This window comes from Domibacillus iocasae, from assembly GCF_001750285.1.
Lineage (GTDB): Bacteria > Bacillota > Bacilli > Bacillales > Domibacillaceae > Domibacillus > Domibacillus iocasae.
This window is the reverse complement of record NZ_MAMP01000022.1, coordinates 283,112-303,149: the sequence shown is the minus strand read 5'-3', so window position 1 is coordinate 303,149 and position 20,038 is coordinate 283,112. Positions and strand designations below refer to the sequence as shown.

The window sequence follows — 20,038 nt, the reverse complement described above, 5'->3', positions numbered from 1 at the left end:
CAGGCGTCCCTCTGATAGAATAGAACAGATGTGATATTTAGATTAACTTTTAAAGGAGCGAATCACCATTGAGTGAAATCACCCACCGCACGAAAACCCGTCCTGTTAAAGTCGGCAACTTGACAATTGGCGGCAACGACCAAATTGTCATTCAAAGTATGACCACAACGAAAACACACGATGTAGAAGCAACTGTTGCGGAAATTAACCGTCTTGAAGAAGCAGGCTGCCAAATTGTCCGTGTCGCCGTTCCGGATGAGCGCGCGGCTGATGCACTTGCTGCCATCAAAAGCCAAATCAATCTTCCGCTCGTTGCTGATATTCATTTTGATTATAAATTAGCGCTAAAAGCAATTGAAGCAGGCGTTGATAAAATCCGTATCAACCCCGGCAATATTGGCCGCCGTGAAAAAGTAGAGGCTGTTGTAAATGCAGCGAAGGCAAAAGGCGTTCCAATCCGAATTGGCGTTAACGCAGGAAGCCTTGAACGAAAAATTCTTGAAAAATACGGCTATCCAACTGCAGATGGCATGGTCGAAAGTGCGCTTCATCACATTAAAATTTTAGAAGATCTTGACTTTCATGACATTATCGTTTCAATGAAGGCGTCTGATGTTAACCTGGCAATCGAAGCTTATGAAAAAGCGTCTAAAGCGTTTGACTACCCGCTTCATTTAGGGATTACTGAATCAGGCACACTCTTTGCGGGCACGGTAAAAAGTGCCGCTGGCCTTGGTGCTATTTTAAGCAAAGGCATTGGCAATACTCTTCGTATTTCATTAAGCGCCGATCCTGTTGAGGAAGTAAAAGTGGCACGCGAGCTGCTGAAGTCATTCGGCCTTGCTGCAAATGCGGCGACTCTTATTTCCTGCCCAACGTGCGGCCGGATTGAAATTGATTTAATCTCGATTGCCAATGAAGTGGAAGAATATATTTCTACGATTAAAGCACCTATTAAAGTAGCGGTTCTTGGCTGTGCTGTAAATGGCCCGGGAGAAGCGCGTGAAGCAGATATCGGCATTGCAGGTGCCCGAGGTGAAGGATTGCTGTTCCGCCACGGAAAAACAGTCCGGAAAGTACCTGAGGAAACAATGGTTGAAGAATTAAAAAAAGAAATTGATATTATTGCTGAAGAACATTACCGCAAACAAGCACTAGCGGCACAGCAGTGAGTGTAATGAAAGAAAAACGCTTTGGCATTGACATAGATGGAACGGTAACTTGTCCGGCGAGTCTCGTGCCATTTATCAATGAATCGTTCTCACTGAACATTACCCTTGAAGACATAAAAAAATACGATCTTGCAGAAGCGCTGAATATTGCACCTGATAAAATGCGGGACTGGTTTGATCAAACCGAGCCGGCTATTTATGCCGCTTCTCCGCTAGCCGAAGGGGCGGATAAAATTTTAGCAAAATGGCAAAAAACCTTTCACTTGCTTTTTATTAGTGCAAGACGCCAGCACCTTTTTGACATTACTGAACAATGGTTTCATGACCAGAAGATTCACTACGATCATATTGAATTAATCGGTTCACATGATAAAGTTGCAGCGGCAAAACGCCATGCGGTCGATATCTTTTTTGAAGACAAGCACGACAACGCGGTTATGCTGGCTGAAGAGCTTCAAATTCCTGTTGTTCTATTTAATACACCTTATAACCAGGATGCGGTGCCGGATCATGTGATACGTGTTGATAACTGGCATGAAGCGGATTTATGGGTACAGCAATGGCTTCTTCAGCAAGGCAGGATCAGTCCATTGCTGCGTACATAAAAAAGCGTGACCAAGGATTCCTTGGTCACGCTTTTTTTGAACACATTTCGCATTTTCCATAAACTTCAAACTTGTGTCCAGTTATTTCACAGCCAGCTAATTCTTCCACTTCATTCATCGGACACATATGAATCTCCTTCGTTTTCCCGCAGGCCATGCAAATAAAGTGATGGTGGTGATGATTATGCGAGCAGGCAAAGCGAAAGTGCCGCTCGCCTGATAATTCTGTTTCTTCAAGAATATCCATCTCTGCAAAAAGTGCCAGGTTCCGGTAAATTGTATCGAAGCTAAGGCCCGGGTAATCTTCCTTCATTTCCTCAAGCACATCTTTTGCCGTCAAATATTTATCATGGCGTGCAAAAAGCGCCAGCATTTCTTCACGCTTTCCCGTTTGCTTATAGCCCTTTTCTTTCATGATATCCATTGCTTTTGTTAAATTCATGTTGGCCCCTCCATTAGTTCTTCTCTTTTTTCCAAATAATCACACCGAGTAAAATAAGAATCGAGGTTACAACGATCGTCCCACCTGGCGCAAGATCAAGATAAAACGCACTGATGAGGCCCGTAATCACAGATATTTCCCCAAATAAAACAGACAGCCAGATCGTTTGTTTAAATCCTTTCGCCACACGCATCGCTGCTGCAACTGGGAGTGTCATTAGAGCGGATACGAGCAAGACCCCTACAATCCGCATTGAAACAGCAATGACAAGCGCTGTTAAAATAATAAAGGCCATATGAACAGCTTTGGCCGGAATTCCAGACGCTTTGGCATATTCTTCATCGAACGATAAAATAAACAATTCCTTGTAGAGAAAGTAAACGGTAATAAGAACGATGGCACTAATGCCGATAACCGCATACAGATCGCCTCTGCTGACTGCACTAACACTCCCGAATAGATAGCTGAATAAATCCGTATTAAATCCATCAGCGAGCGAAATAAAAATAACGCCGATCCCAATGCCGCCAGACATCATAATTGGGATTGCTAGTTCTTGATAATGCTTGTACACATTTCGCAGCCGCTCAATTAACAATGAACCTCCAACAGAGAAAGCCATCCCGAAATAAAGAGGATTCACCGCTGCAAAAGCGGGAATCGTCTGCCCAAGAAATAAGCCGGCAGCGATGCCAGACAGTGTCACATGGCTGAGTGCATCTGCAATAAGGGATAAGCGCCGGACAACGATAAAAGCACCGAGAAGCGGTGCAATGACGCCAATAATGGCTCCGGAAAGAAAAGCATTTTGCAAAAATTCATACGTAAAAATGGCTTCTATCATAATGGTCTTCCCTTCAATGATCGTGGTGGTGATCAAGCAGGCGAATGCCGTGTCCGTACAAATCAGACAGTTCCTGTTCATCTAACTCCACAAATTGTTTCATACTGCCATGAAAATGCAAATATTTATTCAGGCAGGCCACGTGTGTGACTTTATCAGTGATTGTGCCAATATCATGCGTGACAAGCAAAAGAGTAATGCCGAGTTCTTGGTTTAATTGCGTCAGCATACGATAGAATGAATCGACATTTTGGCTGTCCACACCAACAGTCGGCTCATCTAAAATTAAAATGGATGGATTGGATACAATGGCTCTCGCAATAAAAACACGCTGCTGCTGGCCGCCAGATAAGTCTCCAATATTCCGCGTTAAAAATGTTTCCATCCCGACAGCCCGGACAGCCTGGGCGACTGCCTCTTTTTCTTTTTGGCCAGGACGACGGAACAAGCCGATTTTTTTTGTTAATCCGCCCATGACTACTTCAGAAACCGTTGCTGGGAAACCTGTGTTAAACGAATTTGCTTTTTGTGAAACAAAACCGATCCGGTCCCATTCTTTAAATTTATCCTGGGGTATGCCAAAAAGTTCAACACCCCCTTCTTTTGCTTTTAATAAGCCTAAGATAATTTTTAACAGTGTTGATTTTCCAGATCCGTTTGGCCCAACCAGGCCGACGAAGGCACCTTGTGGAATCGATAAATTGATATGCTCGAGTACATTTTCGCGGTCATAACGAAAGTTCACGTCGCGTATATCAATGACAGGCGGTTTTTCCTTCATATGTAGTAACTCCTTTAAAGGTAAGAATGATTACGATTTAAACACTATACAGTATACAGGATGGCCGCTTTCAAGTAAATGAAGTGAACTTAGGAAAGGAGCAGATTATGCAGCCTCTTCATCAAATCGTCAATCAGCGCGTGCAGTCTATTACGAAAGCCGAACTTATGGAACAAGCGAAAAAGTTCAAGGTGGCATTGACAGAAAAACAGGCCGATCAGTTTATTGAATGGCTGGCGAATCATAAAGTCGATTTATTTTCCGAAGAAAAAAGGACCGAGCTGTTTCAAGCAGCTGAAGCAATTCTCGGTAAACGAGAAGCAGCAGCCCTTGAAATGATGCTCCGTCCATATATGCATTTTCTTAAATTGTAACTTCCGCTGTAACTTTTTCCCGCACGCTTTCATCAAACTGCTTTGCGCGAAGCATCGCAATTTCTTGAAGGTAGGGCGGTTTTTTTGTGTTTTTATCTTCACCGATATACGGCGTTTCTAAAATCTTTGGAACGTTTAAAAGCTGCGGATGATGCACGATATAAGAAAGCGCATCAAAGCCGATATGACCGAAGCCAATATTTTCATGACGATCTTTTCCGGCACCGCGCTCATTTTTACTGTCGTTAATATGAAGGACTTTTATACGGTTCACACCAATAATCCGGTCAAATTGTTCCAGCACACCATCAAAGTCTTCCCGGACATGATAACCGGCGTCATGTGTATGGCATGTATCAAAGCAGACAGACAGCTTATCATTTTGATTGACCATATCCATAATCATCGCAATTTCTTCAAATTGCCGTCCACATTCCGTCCCTTTTCCAGCCATTGTTTCGAGCGCGATTTGAATCTTCTGATTTTGCTCTAGTACTTCATTCAAGCCTTCCGCAATTTTCTTTAATCCCGCTTCCGTCCCCGCGCCGACGTGAGCGCCGGGATGAAGCACAATCTGGCTGGCACCGATGGCTGTTGACCGTTCAATTTCCATGCGGAGAAAATCAACGCCAAGCTGAAAGGTTTCCGGCTTAATTGTATTGCCAAGATTAATAATATAAGGGGCGTGGACAACAATCTCATCGATACCGTTTTGCTCCATGTGACGTCGGCCCGCTTCAATATTTAAGTCTTCAATCGGCTTCCGGCGTGTATTTTGTGGTGCGCCCGTATAAACCATAAAAGTAGATGCCCCGTAAGAAACAGCTTCCTCACTGGCACCCAGCAGCATTTTCCTGCCGCTCATTGATACATGCGATCCAATTTTCAGCATTCTTCAAAAACTCCCTGTTACTTTTTATTACGGGCATCAATACGACGCTGGCGCTTTTCAATTTTAGCGACTTCCATTTTCCGTTTCTTTTTATAGCCCGGCTTTACTTTTTGAGGACGGCTTGTGACCGCTCTTACTTTCGGGTTCAAGTTGTCTTCTTTTTTCTCACGCTTTTTCCGGCGGTTTCGATCTGCTGTTTCTACTACTTCCCCGTCACGAATATCCCCGTTCGAAAACGTGATGTCACGCTTTTCAAGCTTAGCGATCGCATCTTCATCCGCCGGTAAATAAACCGTCGCACAAATACCCGATGCGCCGGCACGGGCAGTCCGTCCCGCGCGGTGAATGTAAAAATCAAGGTCGGCAGGCAATTCATAGTTAATGACATGGCTGACGCCTTCAATATCAATTCCACGTGCGGCCAAATCAGTGGCGACGATATATTGATACTCGAGATCATGAACCTGCTTCATCATTTTTTTCCGTTCACGCGGCGGCAGATCTCCGTGAATCCGGCCGGTTTTTAAACCTTTTTCCGCCAGCTTATCCGCCACTTCGTCCGCTTTTTGTTTCGTATTTGTAAAAATAACCGCTAAATACGGATTGAATGCTTTTAATAAATCGTACACAACATTTACTTTGTCACGGCTTTTCGCTGGAATAAGCAAGTGCTCAATATTTGCAGCAGATGCTTGTTTTGGTTCAATATGCACATATTCCGGATTCTCCATATACTTTTTCAAAAACGGCTTTAGCTTTTGCGGAATGGTAGCAGAAAAAACAAACATGCCGAGCTGTTCAGGCATACCCGAGGCAATTCGGTCAACATCATTAATAAAGCCCATATCCAGCATTAAATCCGCTTCATCGACGACAAGCATATCGGCTTTATGAACCGAAATTGCATTGTCACCAATAAGATCAGCAATTCTCCCTGGTGTTCCGACCATAATGTGCGGCGGATTTTTCAACCGTTCCGCGTCTCTTTTTTTATCCGTTCCGCCGACAAAGTGACGAACAGAAATTTCTTCTTCCGACTCCTTGGCCACTTTTTGAAATGCCTGATAAATCTGGGTAGCGAGTTCACGCGTTGGGGCTGTGATGACAGCCTGTACTTCTTTTTTATCCGTTTGAATACGGTTTAAAATTGGCAGCACATATGAATGTGTTTTTCCTGTTCCAGTTTGGGACTGGCCAATCGCACTTTCCCCTTTTAAAATAAGCGGGATCATGTTGCGCTGAATCGGTGTGGGCTCCTTAAAGCGCAATGCTTCAATTCCTTTATAAATAAACGGTTTAAGCCCGTATTGTTCAAATGTATGATTTGCCATGTGGCATCAATTTCCTTTCACGTTCAAAGTTTATGCACGTTACGATAATATACTAAAAGCGGCGAGAAAGCAAAAGAAGGTTTACGCACAAGTCATTTCCCGAATGAATATGATAGAGAAAAAGGAAAGGGTGACTATGTTGCTGCACCGATATGCACCGAATGCTCGCCGCGGCTTTTTCTATCCATATCCTCCTCCCCCGCCTGTCCAGTCGCCGCTGCCGTTTTTAGGTACTGCCGCGGGTACTGCCGCGAAATCTGGAAAGTGGCTTGATCAAGCAAGACAAGTTATGGCCACTGCCGAGCAAATGAGACCGCTTATTGACCAATATGGACCACTTGTTAAAAACTTGCCGGCCATGTGGAAATTATACCGCGCAGTTCAATCGATGCCGGATCCGGACAGTAAAGATGAGCAAACAAGTGAGACTCCTAAAAAAGAAAGTGCTCCTCCGAAACGAGAAAGCAAACGCACTGCTGAGTCTGTCCCTTGGTTTCCCGGCCGGATTAGTTGATCATTTTGTTCAGAGTGTAAACAAAGTCAGAAAGCAGGCGTTTGTCAACAGCCTGCACTTTGTTTTCATTGATTTCTCCTTTATAATAGAAAAGAGAAGATAGAGGAGGCTGCTGTATGGAAATTATTAAAATTTCACCCCGCGGTTATTGTTACGGTGTCGTTGATGCGATGGTCATCGCCCGCAACGCCGCTCTCGATAAAACGTTGCCGCGTCCTATTTATATTTTAGGTATGATTGTCCACAATAAACATGTGACAGATGCCTTTGAAGCAGACGGCATCATCACACTAGATGGAAAAAACCGAAAAGAAATTATTGAGCAGGTGACAGAAGGCACCATTATTTATACAGCTCACGGTGTTTCGCCGGAAGTACGCGAAATCGCCCGTCAAAAGAATTTAACGACGATCGATGCGACTTGCCCGGACGTGACGGTCACTCATGACTTGATTCGTGCCAAAAAAGCAGAGGGCTACCACGTCATTTACATCGGTAAAAAAGGGCATCCAGAACCGGAAGGCGCTGTTGGCGTTGCACCGGAAATTGTTCACCTCGTTGAAAATGCCGATGACGTTAACGCGCTTGACATGAAAAACGATAAAATTATTGTCACAAACCAGACAACGATGAGCCAGTGGGATGTGGTAGATATTATGGACGCCATTAAAGAAAAATACCCGCACGCTGAAATGCATAAAGAAATTTGCCTTGCGACACAAGTGCGCCAGGAAGCGGTAGCGGAGCAAGCAGGTGCCGCAGATGTGCTCATTGTCGTTGGCGATCCAAAAAGCAATAACTCAAATCGTCTGGCGCAAGTGTCAATTGAAATTGCCGGCACAAATGCGTACCGTGTGTCTGATGTATCTGAGATTGATATTGAGTGGCTGAAAAAAGCCAAAACGGCTGCCGTTACAGCTGGCGCTTCCACACCAACTCCAATCGTTAAAGAAGTCATTCAGTTTTTAGAAGCATTTGATCCAGAGGATGAATCCACCTGGGTCCGCGAACGGAAAGTACCGCTTGAGAAAATTTTGCCGAAAGTCAAAAAATCCACGTTAACATCACGTTAAAAAGCAGCTCCGATTTTTCCCGGAGCTGCTTTTTTATAGGAATTGAAACGGATCTGTTTTTACAGCAGAAGCGACAAAGGCAACGGCCCATTTTTGTTTGGACGCCTGCTCGTGAAGCATAGCCTCGACGCCTTTTTTCATCACTTTTTCCACGTTATGGCCTGGATCAACAACGGCCAGCCCTTCAGCATCTGCATCATGTGCTGTATGGTAATAAAGATCACCTGTCACATATACGTCTGCTCCTTTGCGCAGTGCAGCCTGCCAATATTTATTCCCATCTCCTCCAAGCACTGCCACTTTCCGGACAGGTCGCGCCATATCACCCACGACACGGACACCGCCAGACTCAAGAGATTCCTTTGTGTGCTTCGCAAATTGCTCAAGTGTCATCTCTTCAGGCAGCAGGCCAATTCGGCCAAGACCAAGCGATTCGCCTTTATTTTCGAGAGAATAGATGTCATAAGCTGCTTCTTCATATGGATGTGCTTTAAACATTGCGCCCAGCACTTTTTTCTCCAGCTGAGCAGGATAAATCACCTCGATTTTTTCTTCCTGCACTTCTTCCAACTGGCCCGCACGGCCAATAAACGGATTAGCCTCGTCTTCCGGCTGAAAACGGCCTGTCCCCACTTGAGAGAATGAACATTCGCTGTACTTTCCAATAAAACCTGCTCCTGCTTTCCCAAGTGCGGCTCTCACCGTTTCTGCGTAATCCACCGGCACAAAAACAGCCAGCTTCCGAAGCTCTTCTGTCACTGTTGGCACGAGTACCTCTGTATCGATGAGGCCAAGCGCACTTGCTAATAAATCATTGACGCCGCCTCTGGCCACATCCAGATTTGTATGAGCCGCATAAACCGCAATATCATGCTTGATTAGCTTCTCAATGACCCGCCCTGCTGTTTGTTCCGTCTGAATGGAAGCGAGCGGCCGATAAATGATCGGGTGATGTGCAATGATCAAATCAATGTTTTTTTCAATGGCTTCATCCACTACACTTTCAAGCACATCAAGCGCAATCATGACACGCGCGCACGGCTTGTTTAAGCGGCCGATCTGCAACCCAACTTTATCGCCATCCATTGCATATGATTTCGGTGAAAACCGTTCGAATAACTGAATAATTTCATGTCCATTAGGTATTTTCATCGTTCATCACATCCTTAATCCATTGCTTTTTTTGTTCCAGTTCATGTTTTTTCTTTTCGTTGCTTTCATTATTTTGTGCAGCTGACAACCGGCTGAGTACTAGTTTAATTTGCTCGAGTTCCCGATTCCATTTTAATTTAAATGCTTCATTTTGGCGCTTCATTAATACTGGACCAAAATAAATTTCTTTCTCGGATAACCGTTGTGAAGACCCCGCTGCTGCGCTGATTACTTCATATACTTTTCCGTCCTCTTCTAAAATCTCTTCCTGTTCAATAGTCCAATTATTCGCATCAAGCCAACCCCGGATGGCATGCCCTGCTATATTCGGCTGCAGAACAAGCTTTTTTACCCCTGGCAGCTTTTCTTTTCCATCTTCTAAAATCGAGGCAATTAACGGTCCTCCCATTCCGGCAATGGCAACACATTCTACTTCTCCAGTCTTTAAAACAGCAAGACCGCTTCCTTTACGGACATCAATCTGTCCTGACAGCCCTTCTAATAATACTTGACGCCTGGCAGATTGAAAGGGTCCCTCCACTACTTCTCCAGCCACGGCCCGGTCTACCAGCTTTTTTTTCACTGCGTAACAAGGAAGATAAGCATGATCCGATCCAATATCCGCAAATGTTCTGGCAGGCTGGATAAAAGAGGCGACCATTTCTAATCGTTTTGATAATTGATTGCTGTTCATCTACATTCACCGCTTTTTATTAAAATTCTTTCCTATTTTATCATATTTTCAAAAAGAAAAAGGCCTTTGCACAATACAAGGGCCCCATTCTCATTCATTATTTAATTTCAGCAAGCCAAGCAGCCATTGCTTCAGCATTTTCCTCTGGAACAAGCCCTGGCGGCATACTGCCTTTACCGTTTACAACGATATCCTGGATTTCTTCTTGTGAAAGCTTATCGCCCACACCAACAAGTGATGGACCAGCGCCACCTTCGTAGCTGCTGCCATGACAGCTGATACAAGATGACTGGTAGTGCGCTTCCGGATCAAATTCTCCGCCCGCTGCTGTTTCTCCGCCGCCTTCTTCAGCAGCTTTTTCTTCCTCGGCCACTTCTTTTGCATTGTCGATTCCGTCCAATGACAAGAAGAACATTAACCCAAGTCCGAATACAGCAATTAATAAAAATGGAATTAACGGATTGCGATTCATGTTGTTTACCCCTCTCTTTTATGTATACGTGTTAATCAAAAAGTATAAACACCTATCATTTTACTTGAAAATCATTCTTTGGAAAAGGCTTACTTAAATTTTTTTTGTTCTGTCGCAATTCCGACACATTTCAGCCACTTGCCAGGAAAAAAAGAATCACAAGAAAGCCAAGAGCGCCGGAGATGGAAAAATAAAGCAGTCTTAATTTTACGCCTGTATAAATCCAAAGAAGGCAATTTAAAGAAAGCAGACCATATAAAGTGTAAGGATTTTTTTCAAACACCTGTGTGTTGAGTTCCAAGGAAAGCAAGAGCAGCAAGATCGCCGCCCCAAGAAAAAGTAATGGTGCCAGCACTTTTTTTCGCGAAAAATAAATAGCTAACAGCAACAGGCTTCCGACAAAACTTGTCAAAATCACTGTTTGCAAAAGAAAAGACAATTCCGTAAAATAAAGTATAAATACAGCAACTGGCAAAAGCGTAATAGCGAGTGCCGCTGTTGTCATCTGAACGCGTTTCACTCGGGCGCGTCTGCCGGATTCCGTAAATTCTTCTCCTTGCGTATAAAGCGCAAGTAAATAATCACAATAATGCGGCGGCAGCATATGATTTTCTTTCCAAAGAAGGATTTCTTGAATAATAATATCTTTTTTATCTGGTTTCATCCGGCGTCACACCCCAATATACAATAATCATTCGTGACGAGATACAATTGTACTGATTTCCTGCATAAAAAAAGCCGGGAAAACCCGGCTGGTGATTCATTTTACTCTAAGAAATCTTTAAGGCGCTTACTGCGACTCGGGTGACGAAGCTTCCGGAGCGCTTTTGCCTCAATTTGACGAATTCGTTCACGCGTCACACCGAATACTTTGCCTACTTCTTCAAGTGTCCGGGTCCGGCCGTCATCAAGCCCAAAGCGAAGGCGAAGTACATTTTCTTCCCGGTCTGTTAACGTATCAAGAACATCCTCAAGCTGCTCTTTCAGCAGTTCGTATGCAGCATGTTCAGACGGGGATGTCGCTTCCTGGTCTTCAATAAAATCACCAAGATGCGAATCATCTTCTTCCCCAATAGGTGTTTCAAGTGAAACAGGCTCTTGGGCAATTTTTAAAATCTCGCGCACTTTTTCCGGGGTTAAGTCCATTTCTTCTGCAATTTCTTCCGGTGCTGGTTCCCGGCCAAGATCCTGCAAGAGCTGGCGCTGAACACGAATTAATTTGTTAATCGTTTCAACCATGTGAACCGGTATCCGGATTGTACGTGCCTGGTCGGCGATTGCACGAGTAATGGCCTGACGAATCCACCAAGTAGCATACGTGCTAAATTTAAATCCTTTACGGTAGTCAAATTTTTCAACTGCCTTAATAAGTCCCATGTTCCCTTCCTGAATTAAGTCAAGAAACAGCATTCCACGTCCTACATAGCGTTTGGCAATACTGACAACAAGCCGCAAGTTCGCTTCTGCAAGACGGCGCTTTGCTTCCTCGTCCCCTTCTTCAATGCGATGGGCAAGCTCAATTTCTTCTTGGGCGGATAAAAGATCGACACGGCCAATTTCTTTTAAGTACATGCGCACCGGGTCATTAATTTTTACACCTGGAGGAACGCTCAAATCGTTTAAATCAAATTCTTCACTTTCTTTTTCAAGCTCTTGGATGTTCGGATCGTTTTCATCATTGCTTTCCTCTTCATCCACAAGCTCGACCCCTTGTTCTGTCAGGGATTCGTAAAATTCATCAATTTGTCCGGAATCCACTTCAAATGAGGCAAGTTTATCCGCCACATAATTATAGGTTAATTCCCCTCTTTTTTTACCTGTTTCAATAATGAGTTCTTTTGCTTTATCAAGTGTTAATTCAGTTTCTTTGGAACGTGTTGACTTTTCAGCCATTAGTCCCCCTCCTTCCAACTTCCTGGACAATCTTAGCGGGCAAGCAATTTTTCGAGCGAAATAATTTCATTCAAAATGCGTGCAGCACCTAAATAATCGTGGCGTTTCTCCGCTTCAATACGCTCTCTTTTTTTCTCTTCAATCTCAAAACGGCGATGCTGCTTTTGAATTTCTTTTACGTAATCACGCAGCTCTTCTTCACCCGGTTCAGCATTTACGGTTGTTAAGCTAATATCAACGGCTAAACGCCGAAGCTGATCATCTTGCAGCACAGACAAAAAGGATGCCATATCCGGTTCCTCTGTTTGTTCATAATACCCAAGCAAGTACGTAAAAAGCGCTTGATGTTCATCAATTGAAAACGGATCGCCTTCCAGCATGGCCCGAATTCTTTCCGTAAGGTCTGGAACAGCGAACATATGTGCCAGCAGCCTTCTTTCCGCTGTTTCATGACGCGGATATTGTCGAATTGCCCGCTCTCGCTGTGAAAAAGCAGCAGTTGATGCTTCTTTTTTCGGAAGCGCCGGCGTTGAAGGACGCTTTTTTAAAAAAAGCGTTTTTTCTTGCTCCTGCAACGCCTGCAGCGAAAGTGAAAATTCATCAGCCAAACGGCGTAAATAATGGTCGCGCTCCACTGCTTTTTTCAAGCCGGCAATTTCTGCAAGCACTTCTTCAATGTACTGAAACTTCTGCTCATCATCCCGCATGTTTTTCCCGCGTTTTAAATAATCCATTTGAAACGCCATGAAAGTGAGTGAAGAATCTTTTACGTAAGCAGAAAAAGCATCTGCTCCCTTTTGCTTAATAAATTCATCCGGATCGAGCTGTTCAGGAAGAACGGTCACTTTTACAGATATATCGTGACTCGCCAGCATATTTGCAGCTTTGTATGCAGCATTTAAACCGGCGTTATCTCCGTCATAACAAATAATGGCCTGATCGGAAACACGCTTTAACTGCCTGATATGTTCTTCAGTCAAGGCTGTACCCATAACTGCAACGGACTGATCGAAACCAGCCCGCACTGCAGCAATAACGTCCGCGAACCCTTCAAAAAGGATAAATTGTTTTTGTTTTTTAATCGCAGTCCTTGCTGCATTGAAATGGTACAGAAGACTGCTCTTATGAAAAATAGGTGTTTCAGGTGAATTTAAATATTTTGGCTGTCCGTTATGAAGATCACGGCCTGAAAATCCAGCCACACGCCCTTTTTGATCATGCAACGGGAACATAACCCTGCCTCGAAACCGGTCGAAATAACGACCCGTTTCGTCGTTTTTGATCAAAAGCCCGGCTAATTCCATCCGTTCAATGGAAAAGCCGCGTTTCTTCAGAATGTTCAGTGCGAATTCAGGCTGCGGCAGTGCCCAGCCAATTTGGAATCGGTCAATGTCCTCTTCCGTAAAGCCACGTTCGTGTAAATACCGAAGCGCTTCATTTCCTTCTTCAGTGTTCAGCAGCAGATGCCGGTAAAATTTCGCCATCAGTTCATGCGCTTCATACAGATCGTCATTTTCGTCTGTTTTTGTTGGCTGTTCGCTTTCTGATGGAGAAATATCAAGTACTACGCCTGCACGATCGGCAAGGCTGGCGGCAGCTTCCTGAAATGGAATTTTATCCATTTCCATTAAAAAAGTAAATACGTTTCCTCCAGCGCCACATCCAAAACAATGGTAAATTTGCTTCTCAGGTGACACGGAGAAGGACGGCGAGTTTTCACCGTGAAATGGGCATAAGCCGAAATAATTCCGGCCTTGCTTTTTCAGTTGAACATAATCCCCGATCACATCAGCGATATCGACGCCCTGTTTAATCTGTTGAATCGTTGTTTCAGGAATTCTTCCAGACATGTGACATCACCAGCTGTAAAATCGTATTTTTTATTTATTCTACACATATGAATAGAATCCTTCTTTTCGTACAAAAGTCCTTAAAAAGAAATCCTCATTGTATAAATGCGATCAAAAGAGAGGTTACATACTTAGTTTATTCTTTTGAAGGGGGGTCTAAACCTTTTTCGAATACTTTTTATCGCAATTTTCTATTATAGAACATTTTCACAAAAATGAAAAGTACATAATCGACTGATTATGTACTTTTGCGGCTTCGATACAGGCTCATAATAATATTTGCCGTTTCTTCAACCGCTTTATTTGTGACATCAATGACATCACAGCCAATTTTCGCTGTAATTTCCTCAAAATACGTTAATTCTTTTTTGATCCGTTCAACATCCGCATAGCTTGCACTGTCATCGAGACCAAGCGAAATAAGTCGTTCACGGCGGATAGAATTTAATTTTTCCGGACTGATTTTCAAGCCTATGCATTTTTCTTTCGGTACAGAAAATAATTCCTGCGGCGGGTCCACTTCTGGTACAATCGGTACATTTGCCACTTTTACCCGCTTATGAGCTAAAAATTGAGATAATGGTGTTTTTGACGTACGCGAAACACCGATTAAAATGATATCTGCTTTTAATAATCCACGTGGATCCCGCCCATCATCATATTTAACGGCAAACTCAATCGCATCCACTTTTTTGAAATAATCTTCATCAAGTCGACGGACAAGCCCCGGTTCAAATAATGGCTGCATCGTATACATGGATTCAAGCTGGTCCATTAATGGACCAATTAAATCAAATACTTTTATATTATTCACTTCCGCAGACTCAATCATGTATGCACGGATATCCGGTTTCACAAGCGTATACACAATAATACCTTTATCCTCCGTGGCAAGGGTGATTACCTCATCGATATGCGTGGGGTCTTCCACATAAGGAAACCGTTTAATAACGGCATGCGGGCCGCTGAACTGGCTTAAAGCCGCTTTTGTGACGAGTTCCGCCGTTTCACCGACGGAATCAGACACGATATAAATGATCGGATCGTTCACGTATGTAGCCGCCTTTCTTTTAATGATCATCATCAGTTAACGATACAAATGCCCTTGTAATCGTTGTTTTCGTTACACGTCCAGTCACTTCCTGCCCTTTGCTTGTTTTCTTAATGACCGGGACACAGTCAATTTGCTTTTCAAGAAGCGTTTTGGCGACATCGAGCAGCAAATCATCCCGTTCACAGACGGCAATGTTTGGCATACGTGTCATGATAATGTTTACTGGGAGGGTAGTTAAATCCTGCTTGCCAATGCTTGCTCGAAGCAAATCCTTTCTTGACAAAACACCAGACAAGCAAAATGATTCATCCACAACAAACAAGGTTCCGACATCTTCAAGAAACATCGTCACAATGGCATCATAAACCGTTGACTGTTCTTTAACAACGACTGGAACAGCCTGGAAATCACGAACATACAGTTTTGTTAAGCTTTCCGTTAACAGCTGTGTTCCTGATTTCCCTGTATAAAAATAACCGACACGCGGACGCGCATCTAAAAATCCGGCCATTGTTAAAATAGCCAAATCTGGACGCAGCGTCGCACGGGTTAAGCTTAGCTGATCGGCAATATGTTCCCCGGTAATCGGACCGTTTTCTTTGACGATTTCCAGAATTTTTTCCTGCCGTTTATTTAATTCGATTGTCCTCACCACCCCTGTCAAAATAGACCCCGATGTTTTATCTCATCTCATTATTATAGCTTATTCTCACCGAATAAACAGCGGGCAGTGCAGGATAGACCAATTTATTTTACAAGGACGGCCGGCACTTCCGCAAAATCAAGAATAATGCAGGCTAGATGCTGCATAACAGCAAGGCGGTTTTGCTTCACTGCTTCTTCTTCCGCCATAACCATTGTATTGTCAAAATAACGTTCAATAGCCGGCTTAAGAACCGCAAGCAGCTGGTAGCGGTCTTCTGCTGCATTCGTTTTTTCCCACTCGTTTTGCAGCTTTACGTATTCATTGTACAGCGCTGTTTCTTGATCATTTTCGAATAACGCTGGATTCACATCACGGCCACCATCCGCTTTTTTCGAAATATTGACAACACGGCTTAATGCTTCCATTGTTTCTTTAAAGTCTGTGTCTTCTTTATGATTCATTAAAACAGCAGCCGTTTCTTCCATATCAGACAGCGTGCCTGTTTTTGTCAAAACTGCTTCGATGATATCATACCGGATTCCTTTTTCCTGCAAAATATGTTTTATGCGAAGTGCAAAGAAAGAGCTGATTTCCGCTTGTAACGCCTTTGCATCTTTATCACCAATATTATCTGCCAGCACTTCTTCAATGGCAGCGGAAATAAGGGCTGAATGCGTCACGTTCCAATTGTGTTCCATCATTATCTGCACAATGCCTGCTGCCTGCCGGCGAAGCGCATACGGATCCTGTGAGCCTGTCGGAATAATGCCTACCGCGAAACAAGCTGTAATCGTGTCAAGCTTGTCCGCTATGCTGACAAGTGCACCTGTTTTTGTTGACGGAACAGAATCATCCGCTGAGCGTGGCATGTAATGTTCGTTCACAGCGACAGCCACTTCTTCTTTTTCACCTTTTTGACGGGCATATTTCTCTCCCATAATACCTTGCAATTCTGGAAATTCATAGACCATTTGTGTCACTAGGTCAAATTTACAAATTTCTGCTGCTCGGTCTGCAAGCGATTTGATCTCGTTCGTTTCATTCATTAACTCAGCCATATTCGCTGTAATTCGGCGGATCCGGGTGACTTTTTCGGATAGGGTGCCGATTTTTTCATGATATACAATTTTTTCAAGCTTTTGAAGAGAATCGGCGATTGGCGTTTTTTGATCTTCTTTGTAGAAGAAATCCGCATCTGCCAGACGGGCGCGCAATACTTTTTCATTGCCGCGTGATACTTTGTCAATCGCATGACTGTTTCCGTTTCGGATCGTAATGAAATGCGGAAGCAGTGTACCATCAGCTTTTTTCACCGGGAAATAGCGCTGGTGCTCTTTCATTGATGTGATCAATACTTCTTCTGGCAGTTCCAAAAACTCTTCGTTAAAGGAACCGGACAGGGCTGTCGGATACTCAACCAGGTTGTTGACTTCTTCTAACAGTGATTCATCGACCGGAATCGTCCAGTTATTTTTTTGTTCCAGCTGCTTTAGTCCCGCTAAAATCATGTTGCGGCGTTCAGTCGGATCAACAACAACAAACTGCTGCTTTAATGTATCCACATAAGCAGACGCTTCTTGAATGCCCACCCGTTCCCCTAAAAAGCGGTGCCCGGCTGTTTCAGTTCCTGCTTGTGCGTCTGCCACGCTGAACGGAATGACGTTTTGGCCGAATAAAGCAACGACCCATTTGATTGGACGGACGTAGCGAATATCGCTTGAGCCCCAGCGCATATTTTTGCCAAATGTTAATGACAAAATAACCTGTTCAAGGCCGGAAAGCAAGGCTGCTGTTTCTTGTCCTTTTATAAATTTCTTTACATGCGCATACTCCACGCCTTTTATTTCTTTAAAATAAATATCATCCGTTGTCATACCTTGGCCTTTTGCAAATCCGATGGCTGCTTTCGACCATTCTCCGTCTTCTGTCTGTGCGATTTTTTTCGCTGGTCCTTTTGCTTCTTCATCAATATCTGCCTGCGCTTCTGATACATTTTTAACGATGACCGCCAGCCTTCTTGGTGTTGAAAAAGTGTGAACCTCTCCAAATTCAATGTTTAACTCTGTTAAATAAGCGCTCACTTTTTCACCGAGCTGCTTCATTGATTGGGTGACAAATCGGGCCGGCATTTCCTCCAGACCGATTTCCAATAAAAGATCCTTACTCATGAGCTGCGTCTCCTTTCCGATTTAAAATTGGGAAGCCTAACTTTTCTCTTTCCTCATAAAATGTTTTCGCTACCTGGCGGGCAAGGTTCCGCATCCGGCCAATATAAGCGGTCCGTTCCGTAACGGAAATCGCTCCCCGGGCATCAAGAACATTAAATACGTGCGAACATTTTAAAACATAATCGTAAGCAGGATGCACAAGCCCTTCATCCATTTGGCGTTTTGCTTCTTTTTCATACACACCAAATAAGTTAAACAGCATGTCCGGATCAGATGTTTCAAATGTATATTTTGAATGCTCAAACTCTGGCTGATAAAAAATGTCATGAACGGTAAACCCATTCGTCCACTCCAATTCAAATACATTTTCTTTATCTTGAATGTACGACGCCAAGCGCTCAATACCGTATGTAATTTCAACAGATACCGGCTTGCACTCAAGCCCCCCCACTTGCTGGAAGTACGTAAACTGAGTGATTTCCATTCCATCAAGCCATACTTCCCAGCCAAGGCCTGCACAGCCGAGCGACGGATTTTCCCAGTTGTCTTCAACAAATCGAATGTCATGCTCAAGTGGATCAATGCCAAGCGATTTTAATGAATCCAAGTATAATTCTTGAATATTGTCCGGCGACGGTTTCATAATCACTTGAAATTGATGGTGCTGGTACAACCGGTTTGGGTTGTCGCCGTAACGGCCATCTGCCGGGCGGCGCGACGGCTCTACGTACGCCACATTCCAAGGCTCCGGCCCAATCGCCCGCAAAAATGTATACGGACTCATCGTACCGGCCCCTTTTTCCACATCATATGCCTGCATTAAAATACAGCCTTGGTCCGACCAATGCTTCTGAAGCGTTAAAATCATCTCTTGAATATTCACTGTAATTCCTCCTTTAAATAGAAAAGCGCAAGACGGCCGTTCAGGTCCGGCAGGCGTAAAACGGACCAGCGAAGTGGCGTTCTTTGCCACACAGCTGTGAAGACTTATGACCGAGGGACTGGCCGCCTGAAGCTGGACAATGTAAAAAAACAAAAAAACCCGCCCCTATGTAGCACAAAATTGTGTACATAGGGACGGGTTTATCACCCGCGGTTCCACCCTATTTGCCGTAATGGCCGCTTTCTTGAGAACGTGCTCCGGAATGCCTGTTCAGCATCTTTCTTTACCTGGCTTCCACTGCCCCAGGCTCGCTTTGAAAGAGAATAACGCCTACTTCTTTCCTTCACTGCACTTGATTATTTGCTTTTGTCTATTAAAACGTAATGCAAAACAGCTTTTTTGTCAATCATCCGTCTCGTCTTTTTTAAAGACATCTTCAAACCGCTCCATCTGTTCCAAAAAACGGCGAGATTTTAAATATAAGCCGGCGTACTCATCATAATACATGGAAATAGCCGCCCGAAGTTCTTTTTTCGTGGATTCTTTTACATCAATCGTGCCGAGACGGTCCAGATCAAAAAAGTAAAAAAGCCGAAGCAGCCGAATGGCGGCAGGTGAGAGCGGCAGATAATATGGGTCCTTTTCAAAACAGCGATGGCAAATCAATCCGTTTTCTCGAATAGAAAAACCAAATCGGCCTTCCATTTCCCCACAAACCGCGCATGAAGATAACTCCGGACGCAGCCCTGCCTGCGACAGCATTTTCATTTCAAAAATATTCGTGACAATGGCCGGATCTACTCCATCGTTAATGTACGCAAGACTCTTGCGGACAAGTTCAAACAACGGTGCGCCTGCTTGGCCATCCTCTGTTGTCCGGTCAGTTAATTCCACAATATAGGCTGCGTACGCTGTCTTCAATAAATCTTCACGGATATGGCGCATGGAGTCAAGCGCCTCCCCTTGCTGCATCGTGCCGAGACCTTTACCGCCCTGCACGAGAAAATAGCCATGTGTAAATGGCTGTGTGACGCCTGACAAGCGGCTGTTTGTTTTTTTCGCACCCCTTGCAACTGCTGCTTTTTTTCCTTTTTCACGTGTCAGCATCGTTACAATTTTGTTTGTTTCGCCGTAGTCATTTGTCCGGAGCACGATGCCTTCCCATTTTTCAAGCATGCCGCCCACTCCTTATCAGGAC

At 44.0% G+C, this 20,038-nt stretch carries 21 protein-coding genes; 5 read left to right on the top strand and 16 right to left on the bottom strand.

Going from position 1 to position 20,038, the window contains the following annotated elements:
- The first annotated feature begins 77 nt into the window (after positions 1 to 77).
- Together ispG and BA724_RS12290 are read left to right on the top strand one after the other, a co-directional pair.
- Entirely contained in the window at positions 78 to 1,172 is a 1,095-nt protein-coding gene (gene ispG, locus BA724_RS12295; RefSeq protein WP_211272235.1) for a flavodoxin-dependent (E)-4-hydroxy-3-methylbut-2-enyl-diphosphate synthase, read from the top strand.
- A 5-nt stretch (positions 1,173 to 1,177) separates the two neighbouring features.
- Positions 1,178 to 1,777: a hypothetical protein gene (locus tag BA724_RS12290; RefSeq protein ID WP_069938953.1), complete on the top strand. Its 600-nt coding sequence runs from the start codon at positions 1,178 to 1,180 to the stop codon at positions 1,775 to 1,777.
- Positions 1,778 to 1,802: 25 nt separating this feature from the next.
- Here the strand turns inward: BA724_RS12290 and BA724_RS12285 are convergent, their stop codons facing one another.
- The 3 genes from BA724_RS12285 to BA724_RS12275 are packed head-to-tail and all read right to left on the bottom strand — an operon-like array spanning position 1,803 to position 3,844.
- The gene (locus BA724_RS12285) at positions 1,803 to 2,219 is read right to left on the bottom strand and encodes a Fur family transcriptional regulator (RefSeq protein WP_069938952.1); all 417 of its coding nucleotides are present in this window, start codon (positions 2,217 to 2,219) and stop codon (positions 1,803 to 1,805) included.
- 13 nt (positions 2,220 to 2,232) lie between these two features.
- Positions 2,233 to 3,063 (bottom strand): metal ABC transporter permease, encoded by an 831-nt coding sequence (locus BA724_RS12280; protein ID WP_069938951.1) that lies wholly within the window; start codon positions 3,061 to 3,063, stop codon positions 2,233 to 2,235.
- 13 nt (positions 3,064 to 3,076) lie between these two features.
- Positions 3,077 to 3,844, bottom strand: a complete 768-nt coding sequence (locus BA724_RS12275) for a metal ABC transporter ATP-binding protein (RefSeq protein ID WP_069938950.1) — start codon at positions 3,842 to 3,844, stop codon at positions 3,077 to 3,079.
- 107 nt (positions 3,845 to 3,951) lie between these two features.
- On the opposite strand from BA724_RS12275, the gene BA724_RS12270 reads away from it, so the two are divergent.
- Positions 3,952 to 4,218, top strand: a complete 267-nt coding sequence (locus BA724_RS12270; RefSeq protein WP_069938949.1) for a DUF2624 family protein — start codon at positions 3,952 to 3,954, stop codon at positions 4,216 to 4,218.
- On the opposite strand, the gene BA724_RS12265 is transcribed toward BA724_RS12270, so the two are convergent.
- Entirely contained in the window at positions 4,208 to 5,110 is a 903-nt protein-coding gene (locus BA724_RS12265; RefSeq protein WP_069938948.1) for a deoxyribonuclease IV, read from the bottom strand. The genes BA724_RS12270 and BA724_RS12265 overlap by 11 nt on opposite strands.
- Positions 5,111 to 5,127: 17 nt before the next feature.
- Positions 5,128 to 6,441, bottom strand: a complete 1,314-nt coding sequence (locus tag BA724_RS12260) for a DEAD/DEAH box helicase (RefSeq protein ID WP_069938947.1) — start codon at positions 6,439 to 6,441, stop codon at positions 5,128 to 5,130.
- A gap of 136 nt (positions 6,442 to 6,577) precedes the next feature.
- Here BA724_RS12260 and vrrA point away from each other — a divergent pair, with 136 nt between their 5' ends.
- The gene (gene vrrA, locus BA724_RS12255; protein ID WP_169818545.1) at positions 6,578 to 6,955 is read left to right on the top strand and encodes a VrrA/YqfQ family protein; all 378 of its coding nucleotides are present in this window, start codon (positions 6,578 to 6,580) and stop codon (positions 6,953 to 6,955) included.
- Positions 6,956 to 7,071: 116 nt separating this feature from the next.
- The gene (locus BA724_RS12250) at positions 7,072 to 8,028 is read left to right on the top strand and encodes a 4-hydroxy-3-methylbut-2-enyl diphosphate reductase (RefSeq protein ID WP_069938945.1); all 957 of its coding nucleotides are present in this window, start codon (positions 7,072 to 7,074) and stop codon (positions 8,026 to 8,028) included.
- 33 nt (positions 8,029 to 8,061) lie between these two features.
- Here BA724_RS12250 and BA724_RS12245 read toward each other — a convergent pair whose 3' ends face one another.
- From BA724_RS12245 to recO, 11 genes are all read right to left on the bottom strand, one after another.
- The gene (locus BA724_RS12245) at positions 8,062 to 9,180 is read right to left on the bottom strand and encodes a Nif3-like dinuclear metal center hexameric protein (protein WP_069938944.1); all 1,119 of its coding nucleotides are present in this window, start codon (positions 9,178 to 9,180) and stop codon (positions 8,062 to 8,064) included.
- A complete protein-coding gene (locus tag BA724_RS12240) occupies positions 9,167 to 9,874 on the bottom strand; it encodes a tRNA (adenine(22)-N(1))-methyltransferase (protein WP_069938943.1) in 708 nt (235 codons plus the stop codon). Before BA724_RS12240 ends, BA724_RS12245 begins: the two co-directional genes overlap by 14 nt.
- Before the next feature lie 97 nt (positions 9,875 to 9,971).
- Entirely contained in the window at positions 9,972 to 10,346 is a 375-nt protein-coding gene (gene cccA, locus BA724_RS12235) for a cytochrome c550 (protein WP_069938942.1), read from the bottom strand.
- A gap of 130 nt (positions 10,347 to 10,476) precedes the next feature.
- Positions 10,477 to 11,010 (bottom strand): hypothetical protein, encoded by a 534-nt coding sequence (locus BA724_RS12230; protein WP_069938941.1) that lies wholly within the window; start codon positions 11,008 to 11,010, stop codon positions 10,477 to 10,479.
- 101 nt (positions 11,011 to 11,111) lie between these two features.
- Positions 11,112 to 12,239, bottom strand: a complete 1,128-nt coding sequence (gene rpoD / locus BA724_RS12225) for an RNA polymerase sigma factor RpoD (RefSeq protein WP_069938940.1) — start codon at positions 12,237 to 12,239, stop codon at positions 11,112 to 11,114.
- Between the two features lie 32 nt (positions 12,240 to 12,271).
- Positions 12,272 to 14,089, bottom strand: coding sequence for a DNA primase (gene dnaG / locus BA724_RS12220; RefSeq protein WP_069938939.1), 1,818 nt, complete (start codon positions 14,087 to 14,089; stop codon positions 12,272 to 12,274).
- Positions 14,090 to 14,327: 238 nt separating this feature from the next.
- Positions 14,328 to 15,170 (bottom strand): pyruvate, water dikinase regulatory protein, encoded by an 843-nt coding sequence (locus tag BA724_RS12215; RefSeq protein WP_069939246.1) that lies wholly within the window; start codon positions 15,168 to 15,170, stop codon positions 14,328 to 14,330.
- Positions 15,160 to 15,798: a transcriptional regulator CcpN gene (ccpN, locus tag BA724_RS12210; RefSeq protein ID WP_069939245.1), complete on the bottom strand. Its 639-nt coding sequence runs from the start codon at positions 15,796 to 15,798 to the stop codon at positions 15,160 to 15,162. The genes BA724_RS12215 and ccpN overlap by 11 nt, the downstream gene beginning before the upstream one ends.
- Before the next feature lie 92 nt (positions 15,799 to 15,890).
- Positions 15,891 to 17,957: a glycine--tRNA ligase subunit beta gene (gene glyS, locus BA724_RS12205; RefSeq protein WP_069938938.1), complete on the bottom strand. Its 2,067-nt coding sequence runs from the start codon at positions 17,955 to 17,957 to the stop codon at positions 15,891 to 15,893.
- On the bottom strand, positions 17,950 to 18,840 hold the full coding sequence (gene glyQ, locus BA724_RS12200; RefSeq protein ID WP_069939244.1) for a glycine--tRNA ligase subunit alpha: 891 nt from the start codon (positions 18,838 to 18,840) through the stop codon (positions 17,950 to 17,952). Before glyQ ends, glyS begins: the two co-directional genes overlap by 8 nt.
- A gap of 402 nt (positions 18,841 to 19,242) precedes the next feature.
- Positions 19,243 to 20,016 (bottom strand): DNA repair protein RecO, encoded by a 774-nt coding sequence (gene recO, locus BA724_RS12195; RefSeq protein WP_069938937.1) that lies wholly within the window; start codon positions 20,014 to 20,016, stop codon positions 19,243 to 19,245.
- Positions 20,017 to 20,038: the final 22 nt, after the last annotated feature.